Below are 21,760 nucleotides of genomic sequence, written 5' to 3' on the forward strand. Positions count from 1 at the left end.
GTGGGGGGTCGCCCCCCTCCCGGTTTCCCCCCACCCCCCGCCCGCACCACAGACGGAGCAACACAAACAAAAAAAAAAAAAAAAAAAAACCCCCCCCCCCCCCCCCCCCCCCCCCCCCCCCCCCCCCCCCCCCGCCTTGCGTATCCTCGGGACGTGCTTCTCTCAGACAAGGACATCCGGGCCGAGATCGACGCCGGACGGGTCCGCATCGATCCGTACGACGAAACCATGGTGCAGCCGTCGAGTGTCGACGTGCGGCTCGACCGGTACTTCCGGGTGTTCGAGAATCACCGCTACCCCCACATCGACCCCGCCGTCGAGCAGGCGGACCTCACCCGGCTCGTCGAGCCCGACGGCGACGAGCCGTTCATCCTGCACCCCGGCGAGTTCGTGCTGGCCAGTACGTACGAGGTCGTCTCGCTCCCCGACGACCTCGCCTCGCGGCTGGAGGGGAAGAGCTCGCTCGGACGACTCGGGCTCGTCACCCACTCCACCGCCGGTTTCATCGACCCCGGCTTCTCCGGGCACGTGACGCTGGAGCTGTCCAACCTCGCGACGCTGCCCATCAAGCTCTGGCCCGGGATGAAGATCGGGCAGCTGTGCATGTTCCGGCTCAGCTCCCCGGCCGAGTTCCCGTACGGCAGCGACCGGTACGGGTCCCGCTACCAGGGTCAGCGCGGGCCGACCGCCTCCCGGTCGTTCCTCAACTTCCACCGGACCCAGGTGTGAGCGGGAGCGACGGGCAGAGCATGGGTGACGTGCGGGAGAACCTGACCTACGAGCGGTTCGGCGTCGCCGTGCGCGAACTCGCCCAGACCATCGCCGACGACGGCTATCAGCCCGACATCGTGCTCAGCATCGCCCGCGGCGGTGTCTTCGTCGCAGGCGGTCTCGCCTACGCCCTCGACTGCAAGAACATCCACCTGGTCAACGTGGAGTTCTACACGGGCGTCGGGACCACCCTCGAGATGCCGGTCATGCTGGCCCCCGTGCCCAACGCGATCGACTTCTCCGACAAGAAGGTCCTGATCACGGACGACGTCGCCGACACCGGCAAGACGCTGAAGCTCGTGCACGACTTCTGCGTGGACGCCGTCGCCGAGGTCCGCACCGCCGTCATCTACGAGAAGTCCCACTCCCTCGTGAAGTGCGAGTACGTGTGGAAGCGCACCGACGAGTGGATCAACTTCCCGTGGAGCGTGCTCCCTCCCGTGCACAGGTCAGGAGAAGCGGCCAGGCCGAACACGGAAGCGCTCTGAGCGTCAGTCGAACCAGGCCGGGTCGCCGGTCTCGATGAACCGCTTCAGCAGCGCCCGGTCCCCCATCGCCTCCCGGAGGAGCGCGCCGAGGGTCTGCAGGGCGGCCGGGTCGGCGCCGTAGGCGATGAACATGCCCGCCTCCGGGTCGTACTTGACCAGGTCCGCCACTTCCGGCGCACGCGTGCGCATGGCCGACCTGGCCACGCCCTCCCACGCGTAGCCGTTGCACTCGTGGCCCGATTCCTCGAAGACCCCGGACACGCCGCCCATGGCGGCGTCGGGGAGCATCAGGCAGTAGGTGCCGGGGGCGTGGTCGTACTCGAAGAACACCAGGGGCGCGAACGTCTCACGATCAGTCATGGGGCCGACCATAGAGGTCACCTCTGACACTCCCTCCGGCCCGGTCGGCTGAGCCCCCTCCGGTGCGGAGATGCGCGGGCGGGCACGCGGCGAGACGCTGGAGTGGTCAGCCCCGTGGCGTCCGACCGGGCCCCGTGATGTGCGATCCGCACCGGCGGCTCACGACGGTGCCGCGGTCCCCGCGAGGGAGGGCGCTCGCCATGGACGCCAGCACACTCGAGGCGATGCGGACCGCCCTGCGCGCTCCCGTCATCACCCCGCAGGATTCCGGGTACGACATGGCCCGCACCGTCTACAACGCCATGATCGACCGGCGCCCGGCCGCCGTCGTGCGGTGCCGGGACGCCGGAGACGTCATGGCGGCGGTCGACTTCGTCCGGGACCGGGGTCTCGAGACGGCCGTACGCGGCGGCGGGCACAGCGGCGCCGGGCTGTGTCTGGTCGACGACGGCGTCACCATCGACCTGTCACCGATGAGCGGGGTGCGCGTCGACCCGGTGACGCAGACCGCCCAGGCCGGCGGCGGCGCCACCCTCGGCGACCTCGACCACGCCACCCACGCCTTCGGCCTGGCCACCCCCACCGGCATCATGTCCACGACCGGCGTCGCGGGCCTCACCCTCGGCGGCGGACACGGTCACCTCACCCGCAAGTACGGCCTGACCGTGGACAATCTCCTCTCCGCGGACGTGGTGCTCGCCGACGGCGGGTTCGTCACCGCGAGCGAGCGGGAGCACGCGGACCTCTTCTGGGCGCTGCGCGGCGGCGGCGGGAACTTCGGCGTCGCCACCTCCTTCACCTTCCGGCTGCACCCGGTGCACACCGTCGCGCTGGGGATCACCCTGTGGACCCTCGACAGCATCCAGGACGTCATGCGGTGGTACCGCGCGTTCCTGCCGCAGGCGCCCGACGACCTGAGCGGGTTCTTCGCGGTGCTCGCCGTGCCGTCGGGACCGCCGTTCCCGGAGGAGATCCACGGGCAGCGGATGTGCGGCGTGGTGTGGTGCTGGAGCGGGGACCCGGACCGCGTGGAGGAGATGCTGGCGCCCGTGAGCGAGCCCGGGCCGCCCGTCTTCCACTTCACGGCGCCGATGCCGTACCCCGCGGTGCAGACCATGTTCGACCAGCTGATCCCCGCCGGGCTCCAGTGGTACTGGCGCGGCGACCTCTTCGACCGGATCACCGACGATGCCATCGACGTGCACGCCAGGTACGCGGAGGGCCTGCCGACCCCACTGTCGACCATGCACCTGTACCCGGTGGACGGGGCCGCCGGGCGGGTGGGCGAGGACGAGACCGCGTGGACCCACCGGAACGCCGTCTGGTCCGGCATCGTCGGCGGCGTCGATCCCGACCCCGCCAGGGCCGGGACGATCAGGCAGTGGTGCGTCGACTACTGGGCGGAGCTGCATCCGCACTCGCTGGGCGGCGCGTACGTCAACTTCCTGGGCGCCGACGAGGGCCAGGACCGGGTCAGGACCACCTACGGCGACCACTACGCCCGGCTCGCGGCGGTCAAGCGGGCCTACGACCCGCACAACCTCTTCCACGCCAACCAGAACATCGAGCCGGCCCCCGCGGACTGAGCCGGCCAGAACGGGGGTCCGGCCAGAACGGGGGTCCGGCCAGAACAGGGGTCCGGTCAGGACAGGGGTCCGGTCAGAACGTGCCCAGCTTGATGATCGACAGGATCGCGATCAGCTGGATCGCGGACGCGCCCAGCGCCTTCGGCCAGGGCAGGTCGTGCGAGCGGGACACCATCAGCGTGAGCAGGGCACCGGCCGCCAGCCACGTCGCCCAGCCGAGGAGCTGGACGAAGGAGGCGTCGCCGCCGAAGAACATGGCGACCACCAGACGCGGGGCGTCCGTGATCGACATGATCAGCATGGAGAGGCCGACCGTCGGCTGCCAGGCGCCGTCGCCGCCGAGCTGGCGGGCCAGTGTGTGGGTGACCACGCCGAGGATGAACGTACTGAGGACGATCGCCACGGCCGTGATGAGGACGATCGGTACCGCGTTCGACAGCGTCGCGTTGATCGCGTCCTCGCGGGCGCCGTCGAAGCCGAAGACGGCGAGCAGGCCGTAGACGAACGTGACACCGAGCGCTGGGCCCCACATCGCGTAGTCGCGCATGTGGAGGAAGGTCGGCGCGGGGCGCAGGACGATCCCGCGCAGCAGGCCCTTCCAGTGCAGGCGCGGGCCGACCGGCGCGGCCGGGGCCTGTCCCGCGCGGTAGGTCTCGCCCTGGCTGTACGGGTCCTCGCCGATCGCGAAGGCCTGGGTGTGCCCCGGCTGGTTGGCCGCGTACGGGTCGGGGCCCTGCTGGTAGCCCTGCCGGCCGTCGTCGCCGAAGTACTCCGGCTCGCCCTGGCCGGGGGCGCCCTGCGGCCACCCTCCGCCGTTCGGCTGACCGCCGTAGGGCTGTCCGCCGTACTGCTGCTGCGGCGCGGGTGGATAGCCGTACGGCGCGCCCTGCCCCTGGGGGGCCTGCTGTCCGTACGGCTCCTGCCGCGGTTGTTGTTGCGGTCGCCCTTGCGGGGTGCGGTTGTCCCGGCCGCGTCCGATCCTGAATCCAGCCACGTAATCGAACGTACCTGTTCCCGGAGAGTGACGTGCCGGGCCCGGGGCATCGGACCCGGCTTTGCGGCCGAGCTGTGACATCCCCTAAGGGGCCAACGGGCCTGGTCTCAGTGGCTGCTCAGGGTCTTCCCGTAGGCGAGCGCGGTTGACGCGGCGGGCAGGCCCAACCCGGTGGGGGTGAAGGCGTGGGAGCCTTCCGCCGAGGCCGACGGGAGCACCCAGACGCCGCCCGAGCCGCCGTTCTCGCCCGGGGAGCCGACCGCCACGTCGGGTGCGCCGTCGTGATCGTAGTCACCGGTCGCGACCGCGGCGCCGAAGGCGTCGCCCGTCTCCGCGACGCCCGGGACGCGCGGGGTGTCCTGCTGGTACGCCACCGAGTGGGCCTGCCCGGACGCGTCCAGGAGGCCGTTCGCGCCGCCCAGGAGCAGCGTCGCGGCGCCTGCCTTCGCGCGGTCGCCGATGGCCTCGCCGGGGGCGCCCGCGATCAGGTCGTCGCGGCCGTCGCCGTCGATGTCGGCGGCGGCGAGGGAGGCGCCGAAGCGGTCGCCGGTCTCGGCGACGCCCGGGACGCCGACGGTGTCCTGGTTGAGGGTCTGGTGGCGGTGGCCGAAGTTTCCGGGGACGCCGGCGCCGTAGTGGACGTGGATGCCGCCGCCCGCGGCGATCTCCTCGGGACCGCAGGGGTCGTCCACGTTCTCGTCGGCGATCTCCCGGCACTCGCCGAGGGCGAGGTCGTCGTGGCCGTCCCCGTCGAAGTCGCCGGCGGCCAGCGCGGTGACGCCCGCGTTGTCGGTGTTCCAGATGTTGGCGAGCGACTTCTCCTCGGGGGACCAGCTCCACAGGCGTACGTGGGACTGGGTGAAGGGTGTGGTGGACCAGTAGCCCGCGGCCAGATCGGCGACGCCGTCGTCGCCGCCGTCGAAGTCGCCGGTCGTGAGGACGGGCGCGCGGCCGCCCATCGCGCCGGTGAACACGGTCGTCGTGGCGCCGCCGCCCGCCTTCAGCACGACCTTGTCCTTCGCGCCGACGGCCACGTCGGTGGTGCCGTCGCCGGTGAGGTCGACCGCCGCGACGGAACTCCCGTACGCCGCCTGGGCCGCCGGGCCGTTCAGGACGGTGGCCCCGGTGCCGAGGCCGCCGCGCGCCCCGCGGATCACGGCGACGGTGCCCGCGTCCGTCCCGGCGCCGGTGACGTCCTCGCCGGGGGCGCCGACGAGCAGGTCGGCCGTGCCGTCGCCGTTCGCGTCGGCCACGGTGACGGCGGCACCGAAGTGGTCGCCCTTCTCCGGGGTGCCGGGGACGGCGGCTCCCGACTGGCTGACCCGGGTGGTGCCCGCCGAGCCGGGGCCCCGCGGTCCGCCCCAGACGACGCTGACGTATCCGGCCTGCGGCTGTCCGCCGACGGTTGCGGTCGGCACGCCGACGGCGAGGTCCGCGTAGCCGTCGCCGTCGAAGTCGCTGGTGACGGGCCTGGGTGCGGCGGCGGTCGCGGGCGGCGCGAGCGTCAGTCCGGCGGTGGCCGCCGCGGCGACGGTGACTGCTGTGGCGTACGTCCGTATGCGCACGGGGGCTCCAACGGGTTGCGGGGACTGCGGGGACTGCGGGAACTGCGGGAACTGCGAGGGCACTCGTGTGACTGCCGAGAGGCGCCGGGGGTTGCGCCGGGGTTCACAGCGAGTTCACGGCAGGCGCGGGATGCGTCACGACACGGCGGGCCCACGACACGGCGGGCCCGGGCCCGCCGTATCCGCCGTACCCCCGTGTCGGGCACGCCCCCGCCGTCCCGGCGAACGCGCCCTGTGCCGCGGTGCCGGCCGGCCGCGGTGCCGGCGTGCCGTGGCGTCAGCCGACCAGGACGGTGCCGAGGCTCGGGTCGTACGCCGTCGGGATGGCGAAGGCGCTCGGGCCGTAGCAGGCGGAGAAGTCGGCGGTGTAGGGGCCGGTGGCGGCGGAGGCGGGGGCGGAGAGGGCCACGGGGGCGACCCCCGCGGCCAGGAGGGCGGCGAGGGCCGTGGTGGTGCGCAGACGCATGCGGGGCTCCGGGGACAGGTCGGGCCCGCGCCGGGGGCGGCGCGGGCCCGACGAGCGGGGAAATAGGTTTCGGACAGGCCCTAGTTGGCCGCGTTGGCGCCGAACACCGGGTAGCCGTCGGTCGATACGCCGACCGAGGACGGTGCCAGGGAACGCGCACCGGTGGTGGTGATCTTCGTGCCGTCGGAGGGCAGGTAGGTGAGTGCGCCGTTGAAGTCGTTCTCGCCGTGCGCGCCGACCAGCAGGTCCGCGTGGCCGTCGTGGGTGACGTCGGTCAGCTTGACCTCGGAGCCGAAGTAGTCGTCCTTCTCGTCCGAGCCGGGGACGCCGGCCGTGGACTGGGCGAAGTACTGCGACGCCGCGGCGGTGTCGAGACCGGAGGCGGAACCGTACAGGACGGTCACCGCGCCCGTGTTCACGACGCCGTTCAGGTTCTCGCCCATCGCGGAGACGGCCAGGTCCTGGTAGCCGTCGCCGTTGACGTCGCCGAGCGACAGCTCGCCGCCGAACCAGTCGCCGCGCTCGGACTCGCCGGGCACGGCACCGGATTCCTGGCTCACGGCCTCCGTGTACGCCGGGCCGCTCGCGGATCCGTAGATGATGTGGACCTTGCCGCCGGTCACCGACTCGGGCACGGAGGGGGTGCCGTCGTTGGACGGGTCCCAGTCCTGGCCGGTCACGATGTCGCCGAAGCCGTCGCCGTTCACGTCGCCGATGGCCGTGATGACGCCCCGCTTGATTTCCACCGCGCCGGAGGAGACCAGGCCGGAGGCCGAGCCGGGGAGGTAGTAGTTGGTGTTCCAGCCGGACTCGCTGTCGGTCTCGTAGCCGTCGACGACCAGGTCGGTCCTGCCGTCGCCGTTGACGTCGCCCGCGGTGAGGTTGAGCGGGCCGGTGACCCCGCCCGACTGGATCGGGGGCTTGACGGTCGCGCGGGCGCCGTAGCCGCCGGAGGCGGTGATGCCGCCCTTGAAGACGTAGACGGTGCTCGCGGACGAGCCCACCGCGAGGTCGTCCTTGCCGTCGCCGTCGTAGTCGCCCGCGGCGAGCGTCTTGCCCCAGCGGTCGTGGGAGGAGACCGCCGGGTCCTTGATCGTCGTACCGCCGGTGAGGCCGCGGGAGGAGCCCCACAGGACGAGCACGGTGCCGCCGTCGGTGTCGCCGTCGACGTCCTCGTACGCGGCCGACACGGCGAGGTCGTCGAAACCGTCCGCGTTGTAGTCGCCGTACGCGCCGAGCCCGAAGTGGTCGCCGGTCTCCGCGGAGCCCGGGACGCCCGTGGTGTCCTGGCTGACCGTCGTGCGGCTCGTGGCGGTGACGCCGTTCGCCGAGCCGTACAGGGCGACGATCTGACCGGCTTCCTTCTTGCCGCCGACGGTGGAGTTGCCCGCGGAGAACGCGGTGTCTCCGTAACCGTCGCCGTTGAAGTCCGCCTCGTGGTGGTGGACCGAGTCCGCGGCGAGGGCCGTGGTGGTCGTGAAGGTGAGGAGACCGCCCGTCAGCGTGGCCGCGGCGGCCGTCGCGAGGGCGATTCTCAGGTGCTTGTGCATGCGGGATTCTCCTGCGGCATGCGGGGGACGCCTGGCGGGCGTCCGCAGTCAATGGGGTGCGCGTCGCCCGCGTTTGCCTGGAGTTGTCCTGGGCGTCACGGGGCGGTCGGCGAACAGGAGACACGTGCTGGGGCGCAAGGGTTGTACGTGGATGCGGAAAACTTCTGCGCGTGGTGGGGCGCAGGTGGTGGGGCGCACGTCATGGGAGCCGTGCCCGGCGCACCTGAACCACGTTGGCCGGCAGGCAGGTCGGGGCGGATCTAGAGCGGCCGCACCCGCAGGCCGAGGTCGCCGGGCGTGAACATCCGCGCGCGCTCGGGGTCGAAGCCGGCGCCGGAGCCGTGCAGCACCAGGAACGCGCCCCCGCCCTTCTCGTACCGCGGGCCGAAGACGACCGCGTCCGCGTGGCCGTCGCCGTCGACGTCGAGCAGCGGCGGCCGGTGCCCGAAGGCGTTCCAGCCGTGCGGGTTCGGGGTGCCGGGCAGCCCGTCGGTCCCGGGGCCCACCGACCGCTCGCCGGCCGCGGAGGGCACTCCGCGCTCCCCGCCCGGGAGCAGCGTGACCTCGCCGTCGTGACCGCGCGGGCCGGGGGTGAGGACCACGACGTCGGGCCTGCGGTCGCCGTCGACGTCGCCCACCGCCGGTTCCGCGCCGAAGCCGACGGGCCGGCGGTCGCCGGTGCGGTCGCCGATCACGGTCTCGGGGCGTCCTGTGCCGAGGCCGGACCTGGCGCCGTACAGGATCGTCAGCGCGCCGCCGGTCCGCGGCATGTCGGCCGGGGCGACGGGCAGTTGGGTCGGCAGCAGCAGGTCGTCGGTGCCGTCACCGTCCGCGTCGCCGGTCCCCGGGGTGCGCGGGCCGTCGAAGGTGGACACGGCCCGGCCGATGCGGTCCTCCTGGCGGGTGTCGCGCACGAGGCCCCGCTCGCCGCCCTCGTAGTAGCCGATGTCGTGCAGTCCGGCCGGGGCGGAGTCGTCCTGTTCCGCGTCGTAGGAGTACGTGAGGACGGCCTCGGCCCGGCCGTCGCCGTCGAAGTCGCCGGTGGTGGCGGTCTGCGGCGCGGCGTAACCGTGCTGGTCGAGGTCGAGGACGGCCTGGCGCCGCGGTGTGCCGGCGCGGTCGAACGGCCCGTACTGGAGCGAGCCGTCGGTGCCGGGCTCCCGGGAGCCGGTGTCTCCGGTGCCGCCCCGGCCGCCGTCGAGCAGGTCCACGGACCCGTCGCCGTCGAAGTCGGCGGCGGCCAGCGGGCGGAAGCCGCGCGGCAGGTCCAGGACGCGGGCGGCGCCGAGGCCCCGCGGGCCGCCGAACATCGCGAACGCCCGCGCGTCGGCCGCGTCGTCGCCGTGGCTGCCCAGCAGGTCGGTGAAGCCGTCCCCGTCGAGGTCGGCCCGCAGCGGCACCGAGAGGAGTCCCTCCTGTCCCCGGGGTGCGCGGGTGCGGCTGTTCCAGGCGGGGTTGAGGCCCTGCTTCGAGCCGTAGACGACGATCAGAGTGCCGTTGTACTCCTTCTCGCCGGGGGACTTCGCCTGGACGTAGTCGATGTAGTCGTCGTACCCGTCGCCGTTGAAGTCGCCGGGGTCGGGGTGTCCGGCGGGCTTCCCGGCGGAGGGGCGCCCGTGGGCGGGGCGCTCGGAGGCGGGTTCGTCCGCGCCGCACCCGGTGGCGGCGGTGAGGACCACGGCAAGGACCAGCACGGCACGCAGGTGTGTCAATGCGACTCCAGGATCGTTCGACGACGGTGCACCGCCCCGACCCGCACATGATGGCCCTGTACGGGCGGACGCGCGGCCCGGCATCGACGAGAACACCCCATGTCCCCGGGCGGGCCGGGGACATGGGGTGCTTCGGAGGCCGAACGTGGTGCGGCCGCTACGCGGCGGATCCGGCCGTCACTTGACGGGCTCGGGCTCCGGCGTGCTCTCGGTCTCGGCCGGACCCGCCGGGTCGACCGGTGTCCTGACGGAGTCGAGCAGCAACTGGGCGACGTCGACGACCTGGACGGACTCCTTGGCCTTGCCGTCGTTCTTCTTGCCGTTGACCGAGTCGGTCAGCATGACGAGGCAGAACGGGCAGGCGGTGGAGACGATGTCCGGGTTGAGGGACAGGGCCTCGTCGACGCGCTCGTTGTTGATGCGCTTGCCGATCCGCTCCTCCATCCACATCCGGGCACCGCCGGCGCCGCAGCAGAAGCCGCGCTCCTTGTGGCGGTGCATCTCCTGCTGGCGCAGGCCCGGGACGGCCGACATGATCTCGCGCGGCGGCGTGTAGATCTTGTTGTGCCGGCCCAGGTAGCAGGGGTCGTGGTAGGTGATCAGACCGTCCACCGGGGTCACCGGCAGCAGCTTGCCCTCGTCGATGAGGTGCTGGAGCAGCTGGGTGTGGTGGATGACCTCGTAGTCGCCGCCGAGCTGCGGGTACTCGTTGCCGAGGGTGTTGAGGCAGTGCGGGCAGGTGGCGACGATCTTCTTCGCCGACTTCGGCTTCTTCGACTCGGCGGTGACGTTGCCCTCGTCGTCCGTCTCCTCGCCGAAGGCCATGTTCAGCGCGGACACGTTCTCCATGCCGAGCTCCTGGAACAGGGGCTCGTTGCCGAGGCGGCGGGCGGAGTCACCGGTGCACTTCTCGTCGCCGCCCATGATCGCGAACTTGACGCCCGCCATGTGCAGCAGCTCCGCGAAGGCCTTGGTGGTCTTCTTGGCCCGGTCCTCCAGGGCGCCGGCGCAGCCGACCCAGTACAGGTACTCGACCTCGGTCAGGTCCTCGATGTCGCGGCCGACGACCGGGATCTCGAAGTCGACCTCCTTCGTCCACTCCAGGCGCTGCTTCTTGGCCAGCCCCCAGGGGTTGCCCTTCTTCTCCAGGTTCTTGAGCATCGTGCCCGCCTCGGACGGGAACGCGCTCTCGATCATCACCTGGTAGCGGCGCATGTCGACGATGTGGTCGACGTGTTCGATGTCGACCGGGCACTGCTCGACACAGGCGCCGCAGGTGGTGCAGGACCACAGGACGTCCGGGTCGATGACGCCGTTCTCCTCCAGCGTGCCGATCAGCGGGCGCTCGGCCTCCGCGAGGGCGGCGGCGGGCACGTCCTTCAGCGCCTCGGCCGAGGCCTTCTCGTTGCCCTCCATGTCCTTGCCGCCGCCGGCCAGCAGGTACGGCGCCTTGGCGTGCGCGTGGTCGCGCAGCGACATGATGAGGAGCTTGGGGGAGAGGGGCTTGCCGGTGTTCCAGGCGGGGCACTGCGACTGGCAGCGGCCGCACTCGGTGCAGGTCGAGAAGTCGAGGAGGCCCTTCCAGGAGAACTGCTCCACCTGGGAGACGCCGAAGACGTCGTCGTCGCCGGGGTCGGTGAAGTCGATCGGCTTGCCGCCGCTGGTCATCGGCTGGAGCCCGCCGAGGGCGGTCGCGCCGGACGCGTTCCGCTTGAACCAGATGTTCGGGAACGCGAGGAACCGGTGCCAGGCCACACCCATGTTGGTGTTCAGGCTCACCGTGATCATCCAGATCATGGTGGTGCCCAGCTTGATCATCGCGAACAGGTAGACCAGGTTCTGCAGCGTCGTGACGCCGAGGCCCTTGAAGAGGAGGACCAGCGGGTACGAGGTGAAGTAGGCGGCCTCGTAGTGGTCGACGCCGTGCAGCGCGCCCTCGAGGCCGCGCAGGATCATGATCGCCAGACCGATGGTGAAGATGACGTACTCGACGAAGTACGCCTGGCCCATCTTGGAGCCCGCGAAGCGGGACTTGCGTCCCGGACGCGAGGGAAGGCTCAGCAGCCGGACGGCCATCAGCGTGACGATGCCGAGCGTCGTCATGGTGCCGATGAACTCGATGTACAGCTCGTACGGCAGGAAGTCGCCGAGGACGGGCAGCGTCCAGTCGGCCTGGAAGAGCTGGCCGTAGGCGTTGACGATCGTCGGCGGCAGCGTCAGGAAGCCGATGGCCACGAACCAGTGGGCGACGCCCACGACGCCCCAGCGGTTCATCCGGGTGTGGCCGAGGAACTCCCTGACCAGCGTCACGCTGCGCTGGTAGGGGTTGTCGGTCCGGGTGCCCGCGGGGACGGGCTGGCCGAGCTTGAAGTGCCGGACGAACTGGCCGATGGCGCGTGCGAGCAGCGCGACGCCGACCACGGTCAGGACCAGCGACACGATGATCGCGGCGAGTTGCATTCGGGGGCTCCTCGGGCCTGCGAGGTGGTGCTTCGAAAGTGATTACTAAGCGGTAACTTATGCAGTCCGTCTGAGACTACCCATTTCTAGCGCCGCACTGTAGCCAGGCGGGCGGTGATCTGCGTCGCTGAGGCTTGCCTCACGGCGGCGCGCCGCCCGGAGCGGCCGGGCCGCGGCTCGCCCGGTACAACCGGATCCTGCCATTCGCGCCCTGTTGCGGCATTCTCTCCCGGCATGGGCGTGTGGTCCCCGGGCACCCGGTGTCGGATTTCGCGGCCCCTGCTCGCCGATCTCTTCACAAAGCCCCAGCTCACGCCCTCGTTGCGCGTAAGGAACGGATAAGAGCTGAGTCTGCCCGACTCAGCTCTGTTGACCACGCGGCGGGAGTGATGCACACTTGAGTCCGTTCCACTCAATGTCAGCTGGAGGAATTGTCATGGCACGTGCGGTCGGCATCGACCTGGGCACGACTAACTCCGTCGTCAGCGTTCTGGAGGGCGGCGAGCCCACCGTCATCACCAACGCCGAGGGCGCCAGGACCACGCCGTCCGTCGTCGCCTTCGCCAAGAACGGTGAGGTGCTCGTCGGCGAGGTCGCCAAGCGCCAGGCGGTCACGAACGTCGACAGGACGGTCCGTTCGGTCAAGCGCCACATGGGCACTGACTGGAAGATCAACCTGGACGGCAAGGACTTCAACCCGCAGCAGATGAGCGCCTTCATCCTGCAGAAGCTGAAGCGCGACGCCGAGGCCTACCTGGGCGAGAAGGTCACGGACGCGGTCATCACCGTCCCGGCCTACTTCAACGACTCCGAGCGTCAGGCCACGAAGGAGGCCGGCGAGATCGCCGGCCTGAACGTCCTGCGCATCGTGAACGAGCCGACCGCCGCCGCGCTGGCGTACGGGCTCGACAAGGACGACCAGACGATCCTCGTCTTCGACCTCGGTGGCGGCACCTTCGACGTGTCGCTGCTGGAGATCGGTGACGGCGTCGTCGAGGTGAAGGCCACCAACGGTGACAACCACCTCGGTGGTGACGACTGGGACCAGCGCGTCGTCGACTACCTGGTGAAGCAGTTCCAGAGCGGCCACGGCGTGGACCTCTCCAAGGACAAGATGGCTCTCCAGCGTCTGCGCGAGGCTGCCGAGAAGGCCAAGATCGAGCTGTCCTCGTCCACCGAGACCTCGATCAACCTGCCCTACATCACCGCGTCCGCCGAGGGCCCGCTGCACCTGGACGAGAAGCTCACCCGGGCTCAGTTCCAGCAGCTGACGGCCGACCTGCTGGAGCGCTGCAAGACCCCGTTCCACAACGTCATCAAGGACGCCGGCATCCAGCTGTCCGAGATCGACCACGTCGTGCTCGTCGGCGGTTCCACCCGTATGCCGGCCGTCGCGGAGCTCGTGCGCGAGCTGACCGGCGGCAAGGACGCCAACAAGGGCGTCAACCCGGACGAGGTCGTCGCCATCGGCGCCGTCCTGCAGGCCGGTGTGCTCAAGGGTGAGGTCAAGGACGTCCTGCTCCTCGACGTGACCCCGCTGTCCCTGGGTATCGAGACCAAGGGCGGCATCATGACCAAGCTCATCGAGCGGAACACGACGATCCCGACCAAGCGGTCCGAGATCTTCACCACCGCCGAGGACAACCAGCCGTCCGTGCAGATCCAGGTCTACCAGGGCGAGCGCGAGATCGCGGCGTACAACAAGAAGCTCGGGATGTTCGAGCTGACCGGTCTGCCGCCGGCCCCCCGCGGCGTCCCGCAGATCGAGGTCGCCTTCGACATCGACGCCAACGGCATCATGCACGTGACCGCGAAGGACCTGGGCACGGGCAAGGAGCAGAAGATGACCGTCACCGGCGGCTCCTCGCTGCCGAAGGACGAGGTCGACCGGATGCGCCAGGAGGCCGAGAAGTACGCGGAGGAGGACCACGCCCGCCGCGAGGCCGCCGAGACCCGCAACCAGGGCGAGCAGCTCGTCTACCAGACCGAGAAGTTCCTCAAGGACAACGAGGACAAGGTCCCGGGCGAGGTCAAGACCGAGGTCGAGGCCGGCATCGAGGAGCTGAAGGCCGCGCTCAAGGGCGAGGACACCGCCGAGATCCGTACGGCCACGGAGAAGGTCGCCGCCGTCTCCCAGAAGCTCGGCCAGGCGATGTACGCCGACGCCAACGCCGCGCAGGCGGCCGGTGGCGCCGAGGGTGCCGAGCAGCCGAAGGCCGCTGACGACGACGTCGTCGACGCCGAGATCGTCGACGAGGAGCGCAAGGACGGTGCCGCGTGACGGAGGAGACCCCGGGTTTCGAAGAGAAGCCTGACGTCCCCTCCGGCGCCACCTCAGACGACGCCGAGCCGCAGGCCGCCGCCGCCTCCCCCGAGGAGGAGGAGGCGGCGGCGGCCCCGGACGGGGACGCAACCGCACAGGTGGCCGGCCTGACGGCCCAGCTGGACCAGGCCCGCAGCGCGCTCACCGAGCGCACGGGGGACCTCCAGCGGCTCCAGGCCGAGTTCCAGAACTACCGCCGCCGGGTCGAGCGCGACCGGGTCGCGGTCAAGGAGGTCGCCGTGGCGAATCTCCTGACCGAGCTCCTGCCCGTACTCGACGACATCGGCCGCGCACGGGAACACGGCGAACTGGTCGGCGGCTTCAAGTCGGTGGCCGAGTCGCTGGAGACCGTCGCGGCGAAGATGGGCCTGCAGCAGTTCGGCAAGGAGGGCGAGCCCTTCGACCCGACGATCCACGAGGCCCTGATGCACAGTTACGCGCCGGACGTCACCGAGACGACGTGCGTGGCGATCCTTCAGCCCGGGTATCGCATCGGCGAGCGCACCATCCGCCCCGCGCGGGTGGCCGTGGCCGAACCCCAGCCCGGGGCGCAGCCGGCCAAGGAGGACTCAGCCGAGTCCGCCGAGTCCGCCGAGACGGCCGACGACAAGGAGAGCGGTGGCCCGGACGAGGGCTGACGTTGTACGGAAGAGGGAGGAGGGACGTCGGGGATGAGCACCAAGGACTTCATCGAGAAGGACTACTACAAGGTTCTCGGCGTCCCCAAGGACGCCACCGAGGCCGAGATCAAGAAGGCGTACCGGAAGCTCGCCCGCGAGTTCCACCCGGACGCCAACAAGGGCAACGCGAAGGCGGAGGAGCGCTTCAAGGAGATCTCCGAGGCGAACGACGTCCTCGCTGACACCAAGAAGCGCAAGGAGTACGACGAGGCACGCGCCCTCTTCGGCAACGGCGGCTTCCGGCCCGGTCCCGGCGCCGGCGGCGGCTCCTTCAACTTCGACCTGGGCGACCTCTTCGGAGGCGGCGCCCAGGGCGGTACGGCGGCGGGCGGCAGCTTCGGCGGCGGCATAGGCGACGTCTTCGGGGGCCTGTTCAACCGCGGCGGCGCGGGTACGGGCGCCCGCACCCAGCCGCGGCGCGGCCAGGACATCGAGTCCGAGGTCACGCTGAGCTTCACGGAGGCGGTGGACGGCGCGACGGTCCCGCTGCGCATGTCCTCCCAGTCGCCCTGCAAGGCCTGTTCGGGCACCGGCGACGCGAACGGCACACCGCGCGTGTGCCCGACGTGCGTCGGCACCGGCCAGGTGGCCCGCGGGTCGGGCGGCGGCTTCTCGCTGACCGACCCCTGCCCCGACTGCAAGGGCCGCGGCCTGATCGCGGAGAACCCCTGCGAGGTCTGCCGGGGCAGCGGCCGGGCCAAGTCGTCGCGCACGATGCAGGTCCGCATCCCGGCCGGTGTGAGCAACGGCCAGCGGATCCGGCTGCGCGGCAAGGGAGCCCCGGGCGAACGGGGCGGCCCCGCCGGCGACCTGTACGTCGTCGTGCACGTGGACGCCCACCCGGTCTTCGGCCGCAAGGGCGACAACCTCACCGTCACGGTGCCCGTCACCTACCCGGAGGCGGCGCTGGGGGGCGAGGTGCGCGTGCCCACGCTGGGCGGGCCCCCGGTCACCCTGAAGCTGCCCCCGGGCACGCCCAACGGCCGCACGATGCGGGCGCGGGGCAAGGGCGCGGTCCGCAAGGACGGTACCCGCGGCGACCTGCTGGTCACCGTCGAGGTCGCCGTCCCCACGGATCTCTCGGGCAAGGCTCGCGACGCGCTGGAGGCGTATCGCGAGGCGACCGCGGAGGAGGATCCGCGGGCGGAGCTGTTCCAGGCCGCGAAGGGAGCATGAGGACGCCATGGACGGAATCGGCCGTCGACGGAACCCGTACGAACTGACCGAGGAGACGCCGGTCTACGTCATCTCGGTGGCGGCCCAGCTCTCCGGTCTGCACCCGCAGACCCTGCGTCAGTACGACCGCCTCGGCCTGGTCTCTCCCGACCGCACGGCCGGGCGGGGCCGGCGCTACTCGGCCCGCGACATCGAACTGCTGCGCACCGTCCAGCAGTTGTCGCAGGACGAGGGCATCAACTTGGCGGGCATCAAGCGGATCATCGAGCTGGAGAACCAGGTCGCCGCGCTCCAGTCCCGGGTCGCGGAGATGGAGGCGGCCCTCGACGGAGCCGCCGCCGCGATGCGGCAGCGCGAGGCGGCCGTCCACGCCTCGTACCGCCGGGACCTGGTGCCGTACCAGGACGTCCAGCAGACCAGCGCGCTGGTGGTGTGGCGGCCCAAGCGGTCGTCCGAGCAGTAGGCCGGCGCGAGCGCGTGCGAAGGGGCCGGGGAGGTGCTCACCTCCCCGGCCCCTTCGGCTGCCTGCCGCGCCTCACCCCGCATGGCGGAAAACGTATGCGTGCGGCCACGTTCCGTGACGGTCGGAGGTCGCGGCGCGGGCGCCCGGAAGTTCCACGAGGTGGAGAGGGTGCAACGTTCCCGCACGTCCTGGGAGTTGGTACCTTCACACGCCACACACACCAGGCCGTTGTCATCTCGTTAAGTGGTTACTCCTTGACGCTGCGGTGATCGCCGCGTTGGCTTTCAGCCACCTGGTCGCAAAGCTGCGGCCTCGTCCGGAAGGCACATCAAGTGAACACCCGAATCCGTATGCGTCGTACTGCCATAGCCTTGGGCGCATTTGCCCTGGCCGCCCCGCTCGCCGCCTGCGGTGTCGTGGACGGCATCGGTGGTGGCGACGGCAGCTCCGCCGGCCCCAAGAAGGGCGACGACATCACGGTGGGTCTGCTCCTTCCGGAGAAGGAGAACTCTCGCTACGAGAAGTTCGACCACCCCATCATCGAGAAGAAGGTCGCCGAGCTCACCCACGACAAGGGCCGCGTCGAGTACGCCAACGCCGAGCAGGACGCGGCCAGGCAGAAGAGCCAGCTCGAGCAGATGGTGGCCGACAAGGTCGACGTCGTGCTGCTGGACGCGGTGGACTCGAAGTCCATCGCGAGCGCCGTGCAGAAGGCGAAGGACGCGGGCATCCCCGTCATCGCGTACGACCGTCTGGCGCAGGGGCCGATCGACGCGTACATCTCCTTCGACAACGAGCTCGTCGGCGAGGTGCAGGGCCGGGCCCTCGTGGAGACGCTGGGCCCCGGCGCCGCCACCAGCAAGATCGTCATGATGAACGGCTCGGTCACCGACCCGAACGCCGCGCAGTTCAAGGCGGGCGCGCTGTCCGAGCTCCAGGGCAAGGTGGTCATCGCCAGGAAGTACGACACCAAGGACTGGAAGCCGGAGAACGCCAAGGCCAACATGGAAGAGGCCATCACGGCCATCGGCCTGGACAACATCGCCGGTGTCTACTCCGCCAACGACGGCATGGCGGGCGCCGTCATCGAGGCCCTGAAGGAGACCGGCGCCGGCAAGCTCCCGCCGGTCACCGGTCAGGACGCGGAACTGGCCGCCGTGCAGCGCATCGTCTCGGGCGACCAGTTCATGAGCGTCTACAAGTCGTACCCGCAGGAGGCCAGCGCCGCCGCCCAGATGGCCGTCGCGAAGGTCCAGGGCCGCTCCATCGAGTTCGACGCCCTCACCCGCGACACGGTCGACAGCCCCACCACGAAGAAGGTCCCGGCCCAGCTGGTGCCCGTGGTCGCCCTGACCAAGAAGAACATCAGGGAGACCGTCGTGGAGGAGGGCTTCTACACGGTCAAGCAGATCTGCACGTCGAAGTTCAAGGCGGACTGCTCCGCGATCGGCCTGAACCAGGGCTGACCCGGGGGCGGGCCTGAACCAGGCCTGAGCCGTGCGCGCGCGGAGATTCTGTGAAGTCGCCCGCGCCCCCGTGGTCGGGAGCCGGACGAACGGGACTCCCCGGCGGTGGGCGGCTCAGGGACGACTCCGTGCGCGGAGGGCGCCTGCGTACGGTGCTCCCGCCCTCGCCGTCGGCACGTCCGGGACGACCGAGTCCGACGGGCCGACCGAGGAGACCGTGACCCGTGCGGGAGGCGGCGACCGGCAGACAGCTCTGGGCCCAGGGAGCCGGTGAGAAGCCGCTGACACCCCTCCGGTTCTCGGCGGACGACTCGGTGCTGTACGGCACGACCGAGGACGACACCGTCGTCGCGGTCGACGCGCGCACGAAGGAGGCCCTGGCCACGAGCCTCCCGGCCGACCACCTGCCGCTGTTCGACGACGCCTCCCGGTACGGCTGCCCCGGCACCGAGGACGGCTTCTTCGTCTTCGCGCCGGCGTCCTGACGCCCGTACCCGGTCCCCGCCCCGCACCTCGCCCGGCGTAGAGATCCGGCCACTCCGCGGCCTGAGCGGAACCCGGGCGTGCGGGCCGGTGTGCGGGCCGGTGCGGGACCGGCCCGGTCAGCTTGTTGCAGGAGTCCGTTGCGGAGGTGGGGATATGTACCGACGTGTCGGGGCGATCGGGGGCAGGCGGCGGGAAGAGGCGTGTTGCGATGGCGGACGGGGCCGCGCATAGTGTCGCTGCGGAAGACGCCGAGGCGTTGCATCGCGCAAGACGCTGGAGCCAGGAGTTTGGAGCCAGGGGTGGGAGATGGCGGGGCACGGGACGGACACGCATCCGCACGGTGCTGACCGGCTGTGCGAGGCCGGGGACCGCGTGTACTCCCGGGCCGTACGGCGCGGTCGCGTGCTGCGCTCGGACGCCGACGCGGTGCCGTGCCTGCTGGAGCTGGCGCTGCTGCACCCGGACCCCGACGACATGGGCTGGCTGGTGCCGACGTCGCCGCAGGAGGTCATGACGCGGCTGCTGCGGGGCATGTACGAGGAAGTCACCGCGAGCCAGGCGCGGGTGGGCGACGCGGTGGCCGCTTTCGAGTGGTACGCGGGGCTCGGCGGACGCGTCCGGGCGCCGGCCGAGGGCGTCGCCATCCGGGTGCTCGACGGACTGCCGCGGATCCGGGCCGCGATGGACGAGGCCACCGAGGCGTGCCGCACCGAGGTGCTGACGGTGCAGCCGGGCGGCATCCGCCGTGAGGACGAGCTGTCCGAGGGCCTGCACCGGGCGCTGGGGCTGCGTCGGCGCGGGGTCCGGATGCGCGACCTGTACACCCATGTGGCGCGGCACGGGCAGGGCCTGCACACGTACATGGAGCTGATGGGGGAGGCGGCCGAGGCCCGCACGCTCGACGAGGTCGTGGAGCGTCTGATCGTCTTCGACCGCAAGGTGGCGTTCATCCCCGCGAACACGGACCGCACGATCGCCCTGGAGCTGCGCCACCCGGCCCTGGTGGACTACCTGGTCACGGTCTTCGAGCGGCTCTGGCGGCTGGGCATCCCGCTGGCCGCGGCGCTGCCCTCCACGGGCATCGAGGGCATCACGCACCGGGAGCGCTCGATCGCGGCGCTGCTCGCGGAGGGCCACCAGGACGCCGTGGTCGCCGAGCGTCTCGGCATCAGCGTCCGCACGTGCCGGGCGCACATCGCGCGGCTCTCCGAGACCCTCGGCGCCGCCAGCCGCACGCAGTTGGGGGTGCGCATCGCCCAGGCGGGCCTCGACGGGCCGCCGCGGGCCGCGGACCCGGCGGAGCTGCTCCCGGTCGCCGCGCCGGGCCGGGACGCGCCCACGGCCCGCTGAGCCCCGGGACGGGCCCTCGCACCGGGGGCGGTCAGTGGTCCGGGTCCAGGATGCCCGACTGGGCGATCAGGAAGCCGAGCTGGGCGCGGCTGCCGCTGCCGAGCGCGGCGGCGAGCTTGGCGATGTGGGCGCGGCAGGTGCGGACGTTCATGCCGAGGCGGCGGGCGATGGCCTCGTCGACGTGGCCCTCGACGAGCAGTTTGGCGATGGAGCGCTGGACGCCCGTGATGCCGTCGGTGGGGGGCGCGTACGGGGTTTCCTCCAGGAGCGGGACACCGCGGGCCCAGAGCTGTTCGAAGACCTTGGCGAGGTACTCCACGAGGCCGGGGTGGCGCAGTTCGAGGGCCATCTGGCCGTCGCCGCGCGCCGGGATGAACGCCACCGTGCGGTCGAAGATCATCAGCCGCTCGATGAGCTCCTCGAGGGTGCGGATCTCGACGTTGCCCTTGGTCATGTGCTCCGCGTAGGCCAGCGTGCCCTGGCTGTGCCGCGCGGTGTGCTGGTAGAGCGTGCGCATGGTGATGCCGCGGGCGATGACCGCCCGGCCGCGCTCCAGGGCCTCGATGAGGGAGTGCTCGCTGCGGCCGCCGCCCGGCTGGACGGTGAGGATCTCCGAGTGGCACTCGGCCATCGCGACCTCGATCGCCGAGTTGATCCGGTTGATGCCTTCGAGCACGGTGATGGCGTGCGTGGTCGGCGGGTCCTGGGCGGTGATGGCCATGAATGGCTCGAAGGAGTCGGTCAACTCCACCGCGAGGCTCCTACGCTCCTGGATCTCCCGCTCTATGGGGTGCAGGCGCTGGGCGAGCGCGGCCGCCGGCGGTACCGGCCGCAGCCACAGGGGGTCGTCCGGATCGGGGTGCAGCAGCGCGAATTCCATCAGGCAGGGAGCGGGTTCCACCTCCTTCCGCGCGATGCGCCCCGAGCGCAGCGCGGTGGCATAAAGACGCTTGCCCTCGTCGCACAGTTCAGTCTCGGCATGAGGATGTGTCCGATGTGAGTTCTTTGTAGGCAAAGCTCCACCCCCCAGGGTCCTGAACGTGCAGGAACATGATGCATCGACCCTGTGGTGTTTGCCTGACTGAATGAGCCATCGTCTTGGAGGACGGCGGGGGAGAGTATCCAAGGAAGTGAGGACGAAGCCGACTATGTGCAAGAGAATGGTTCGCTCGGTGCTCGCTGTCGCCCTCTCCGCTGGGATGGTCTTCAGTGCCGCAAGCGCCCTGGACCTTTCCTGGAGCAGTGAGCCTGCCAATGCACACGTGTCCAGCACGACCGACGCCGTGCCCGGCGACCTGTCCTGGAGCATCGCCCCGCCGGATCTGTCCTGGAGCAGCGTGCAGGGGGACCTCTCGTGGAGCGTCGGTTCCCCCAAGGGCGTGGCGGCATGACCATCCCACCCGACGACCGTTCCTTCCGCCGGGAGATGGCGACCGCCTACCGCTCCGGCTGGCACTTCATCGACCTGGCCACCGCCATCCCCCACAGCGGTGACTCGTTGATGGTGACGGTCTTCGGGGAGCCGGTGGTCGTCACCCGGGACGACGACGACGACGTCCGGGCGTTCCGGTGTCTGCGGCGGCCTCGGGGGGCGCCGCAGCCAGTACGGTGCGCCATCCGGTACGGCATGATCTTTGTGAATCTGGACCAGCGTGACCACCAGCTGGTCGAGCCGGAGACCCCGGCTGTACGGACCATCTCAGCCACCCCCCGCAGTGCCTGACGCGATTCCCCCGTCGTTGTAGATCGCGCAGGTGCTTCCCCCCGGCAGCGGGGGGGGGGGGGGGGGGGGGGGGGGGGGGGGGGGGGGGGGGGGGGGGGGGGGGGGGGGGGGGGGGGGGGGGGGGGGGGGGGGGGGGGGGGG

At 71.2% G+C, this 21,760-nt stretch carries 20 protein-coding genes; 12 read left to right on the forward strand and 8 right to left on the reverse strand.

Annotated features, from left to right (window positions below; genetic code table 11):
* Positions 1-153 precede the first annotated feature (153 nt).
* Both dcd and AC069T_RS36890 read left to right on the forward strand, forming a co-directional pair.
* A complete protein-coding gene (gene dcd, locus AC069T_RS36885) occupies positions 154-729 on the forward strand; it encodes a dCTP deaminase (RefSeq protein WP_478786907.1) in 576 nt (191 codons plus the stop codon).
* Positions 730-749: 20 nt separating this feature from the next.
* Positions 750-1,259 carry a phosphoribosyltransferase gene (locus tag AC069T_RS36890; RefSeq protein ID WP_478786908.1) on the forward strand — a complete coding sequence of 170 codons (510 nt, stop codon included), beginning with the start codon at positions 750-752 and terminating at the stop codon, positions 1,257-1,259.
* A gap of 3 nt (positions 1,260-1,262) precedes the next feature.
* Here AC069T_RS36890 and AC069T_RS36895 read toward each other — a convergent pair whose 3' ends face one another.
* Positions 1,263-1,619 carry an immunity 51 family protein gene (locus AC069T_RS36895; RefSeq protein ID WP_478786909.1) on the reverse strand — a complete coding sequence of 119 codons (357 nt, stop codon included), beginning with the start codon at positions 1,617-1,619 and terminating at the stop codon, positions 1,263-1,265.
* A gap of 200 nt (positions 1,620-1,819) precedes the next feature.
* On the opposite strand from AC069T_RS36895, the gene AC069T_RS36900 reads away from it, so the two are divergent.
* The gene (locus AC069T_RS36900; RefSeq protein ID WP_478786910.1) at positions 1,820-3,205 is read left to right on the forward strand and encodes an FAD-binding oxidoreductase; all 1,386 of its coding nucleotides are present in this window, start codon (positions 1,820-1,822) and stop codon (positions 3,203-3,205) included.
* A 73-nt stretch (positions 3,206-3,278) separates the two neighbouring features.
* Here the strand turns inward: AC069T_RS36900 and AC069T_RS36905 are convergent, their stop codons facing one another.
* From AC069T_RS36905 to AC069T_RS36930, 6 genes are all read right to left on the reverse strand, one after another.
* Positions 3,279-4,280 carry a Yip1 family protein gene (locus tag AC069T_RS36905; RefSeq protein ID WP_478786911.1) on the reverse strand — a complete coding sequence of 334 codons (1,002 nt, stop codon included), beginning with the start codon at positions 4,278-4,280 and terminating at the stop codon, positions 3,279-3,281.
* A gap of 26 nt (positions 4,281-4,306) precedes the next feature.
* Positions 4,307-5,764, reverse strand: coding sequence for an FG-GAP and VCBS repeat-containing protein (locus AC069T_RS36910; RefSeq protein ID WP_478786912.1), 1,458 nt, complete (start codon positions 5,762-5,764; stop codon positions 4,307-4,309).
* Between the two features lie 277 nt (positions 5,765-6,041).
* Positions 6,042-6,230, reverse strand: a complete 189-nt coding sequence (locus AC069T_RS36915) for a hypothetical protein (protein ID WP_478786913.1) — start codon at positions 6,228-6,230, stop codon at positions 6,042-6,044.
* Between the two features lie 80 nt (positions 6,231-6,310).
* Positions 6,311-7,780: an FG-GAP repeat protein gene (locus AC069T_RS36920; protein WP_478786914.1), complete on the reverse strand. Its 1,470-nt coding sequence runs from the start codon at positions 7,778-7,780 to the stop codon at positions 6,311-6,313.
* A gap of 260 nt (positions 7,781-8,040) precedes the next feature.
* Complete coding sequence (locus tag AC069T_RS36925) at positions 8,041-9,492, reverse strand: hypothetical protein (protein WP_478786915.1); 1,452 nt, start codon at positions 9,490-9,492, stop codon at positions 8,041-8,043.
* Between the two features lie 177 nt (positions 9,493-9,669).
* Positions 9,670-11,952 (reverse strand): (Fe-S)-binding protein, encoded by a 2,283-nt coding sequence (locus AC069T_RS36930; RefSeq protein ID WP_478786916.1) that lies wholly within the window; start codon positions 11,950-11,952, stop codon positions 9,670-9,672.
* Between the two features lie 436 nt (positions 11,953-12,388).
* Between AC069T_RS36930 and dnaK the strand changes: the two genes are divergently transcribed.
* From dnaK to AC069T_RS36965, 7 genes are all read left to right on the forward strand, one after another.
* Positions 12,389-14,233, forward strand: coding sequence for a molecular chaperone DnaK (gene dnaK, locus AC069T_RS36935; RefSeq protein ID WP_358850791.1), 1,845 nt, complete (start codon positions 12,389-12,391; stop codon positions 14,231-14,233).
* Positions 14,230-14,913, forward strand: a complete 684-nt coding sequence (gene grpE, locus AC069T_RS36940; RefSeq protein WP_478786917.1) for a nucleotide exchange factor GrpE — start codon at positions 14,230-14,232, stop codon at positions 14,911-14,913. The genes dnaK and grpE overlap by 4 nt, the downstream gene beginning before the upstream one ends.
* A gap of 33 nt (positions 14,914-14,946) precedes the next feature.
* Entirely contained in the window at positions 14,947-16,131 is a 1,185-nt protein-coding gene (dnaJ, locus tag AC069T_RS36945; RefSeq protein WP_478786918.1) for a molecular chaperone DnaJ, read from the forward strand.
* Between the two features lie 7 nt (positions 16,132-16,138).
* Entirely contained in the window at positions 16,139-16,594 is a 456-nt protein-coding gene (locus tag AC069T_RS36950; RefSeq protein ID WP_476753763.1) for a heat shock protein transcriptional repressor HspR, read from the forward strand.
* 350 nt (positions 16,595-16,944) lie between these two features.
* Entirely contained in the window at positions 16,945-18,060 is a 1,116-nt protein-coding gene (locus tag AC069T_RS36955) for a sugar ABC transporter substrate-binding protein (protein ID WP_478786919.1), read from the forward strand.
* Positions 18,061-18,284: 224 nt separating this feature from the next.
* Complete coding sequence (locus tag AC069T_RS36960) at positions 18,285-18,545, forward strand: hypothetical protein (RefSeq protein ID WP_478786920.1); 261 nt, start codon at positions 18,285-18,287, stop codon at positions 18,543-18,545.
* 307 nt (positions 18,546-18,852) lie between these two features.
* Positions 18,853-19,896, forward strand: a complete 1,044-nt coding sequence (locus tag AC069T_RS36965; protein ID WP_478786921.1) for a helix-turn-helix transcriptional regulator — start codon at positions 18,853-18,855, stop codon at positions 19,894-19,896.
* Positions 19,897-19,927: 31 nt separating this feature from the next.
* Here the strand turns inward: AC069T_RS36965 and AC069T_RS36970 are convergent, their stop codons facing one another.
* Positions 19,928-20,797, reverse strand: a complete 870-nt coding sequence (locus AC069T_RS36970; protein WP_476753759.1) for a helix-turn-helix transcriptional regulator — start codon at positions 20,795-20,797, stop codon at positions 19,928-19,930.
* Between the two features lie 361 nt (positions 20,798-21,158).
* Between AC069T_RS36970 and AC069T_RS36975 the strand changes: the two genes are divergently transcribed.
* Together AC069T_RS36975 and AC069T_RS36980 are read left to right on the forward strand one after the other, a co-directional pair.
* Positions 21,159-21,287 carry a hypothetical protein gene (locus AC069T_RS36975; RefSeq protein ID WP_476753758.1) on the forward strand — a complete coding sequence of 43 codons (129 nt, stop codon included), beginning with the start codon at positions 21,159-21,161 and terminating at the stop codon, positions 21,285-21,287.
* Entirely contained in the window at positions 21,284-21,619 is a 336-nt protein-coding gene (locus AC069T_RS36980; RefSeq protein WP_478786922.1) for a hypothetical protein, read from the forward strand. Before AC069T_RS36975 ends, AC069T_RS36980 begins: the two co-directional genes overlap by 4 nt.
* Positions 21,620-21,760: the final 141 nt, after the last annotated feature.

The organism is Streptomyces sp. NPDC043867 (genome assembly GCF_056435845.1).

Excerpts from the sequence above, each read along its gene's own strand:
- dnaJ (WP_478786918.1), top strand. The coding sequence starts at position 14,947 with ATGAGCACCAAGGACTTCATCGAGAAGGACTACTACAAGGTTCTCGGC.
- AC069T_RS36920 (WP_478786914.1), bottom strand. The coding sequence starts at position 7,780 with ATGCACAAGCACCTGAGAATCGCCCTCGCGACGGCCGCCGCGGCCACG.
- AC069T_RS36915 (WP_478786913.1), bottom strand. The coding sequence starts at position 6,230 with ATGCGTCTGCGCACCACCACGGCCCTCGCCGCCCTCCTGGCCGCGGGG.
- AC069T_RS36900 (WP_478786910.1), top strand. The coding sequence starts at position 1,820 with ATGGACGCCAGCACACTCGAGGCGATGCGGACCGCCCTGCGCGCTCCC.
- AC069T_RS36955 (WP_478786919.1), top strand. The coding sequence starts at position 16,945 with ATGCGTCGTACTGCCATAGCCTTGGGCGCATTTGCCCTGGCCGCCCCG.
- AC069T_RS36895 (WP_478786909.1), bottom strand. The coding sequence starts at position 1,619 with ATGACTGATCGTGAGACGTTCGCGCCCCTGGTGTTCTTCGAGTACGAC.
- AC069T_RS36905 (WP_478786911.1), bottom strand. The coding sequence starts at position 4,280 with ATGTCACAGCTCGGCCGCAAAGCCGGGTCCGATGCCCCGGGCCCGGCA.
- AC069T_RS36980 (WP_478786922.1), top strand. The coding sequence starts at position 21,284 with ATGACCATCCCACCCGACGACCGTTCCTTCCGCCGGGAGATGGCGACC.
- AC069T_RS36890 (WP_478786908.1), top strand. The coding sequence starts at position 750 with ATGGGTGACGTGCGGGAGAACCTGACCTACGAGCGGTTCGGCGTCGCC.
- AC069T_RS36965 (WP_478786921.1), top strand. The coding sequence starts at position 18,853 with ATGGCGGGGCACGGGACGGACACGCATCCGCACGGTGCTGACCGGCTG.
- AC069T_RS36950 (WP_476753763.1), top strand. The coding sequence starts at position 16,139 with ATGGACGGAATCGGCCGTCGACGGAACCCGTACGAACTGACCGAGGAG.
- AC069T_RS36930 (WP_478786916.1), bottom strand. The coding sequence starts at position 11,952 with ATGCAACTCGCCGCGATCATCGTGTCGCTGGTCCTGACCGTGGTCGGC.
- dnaK (WP_358850791.1), top strand. The coding sequence starts at position 12,389 with ATGGCACGTGCGGTCGGCATCGACCTGGGCACGACTAACTCCGTCGTC.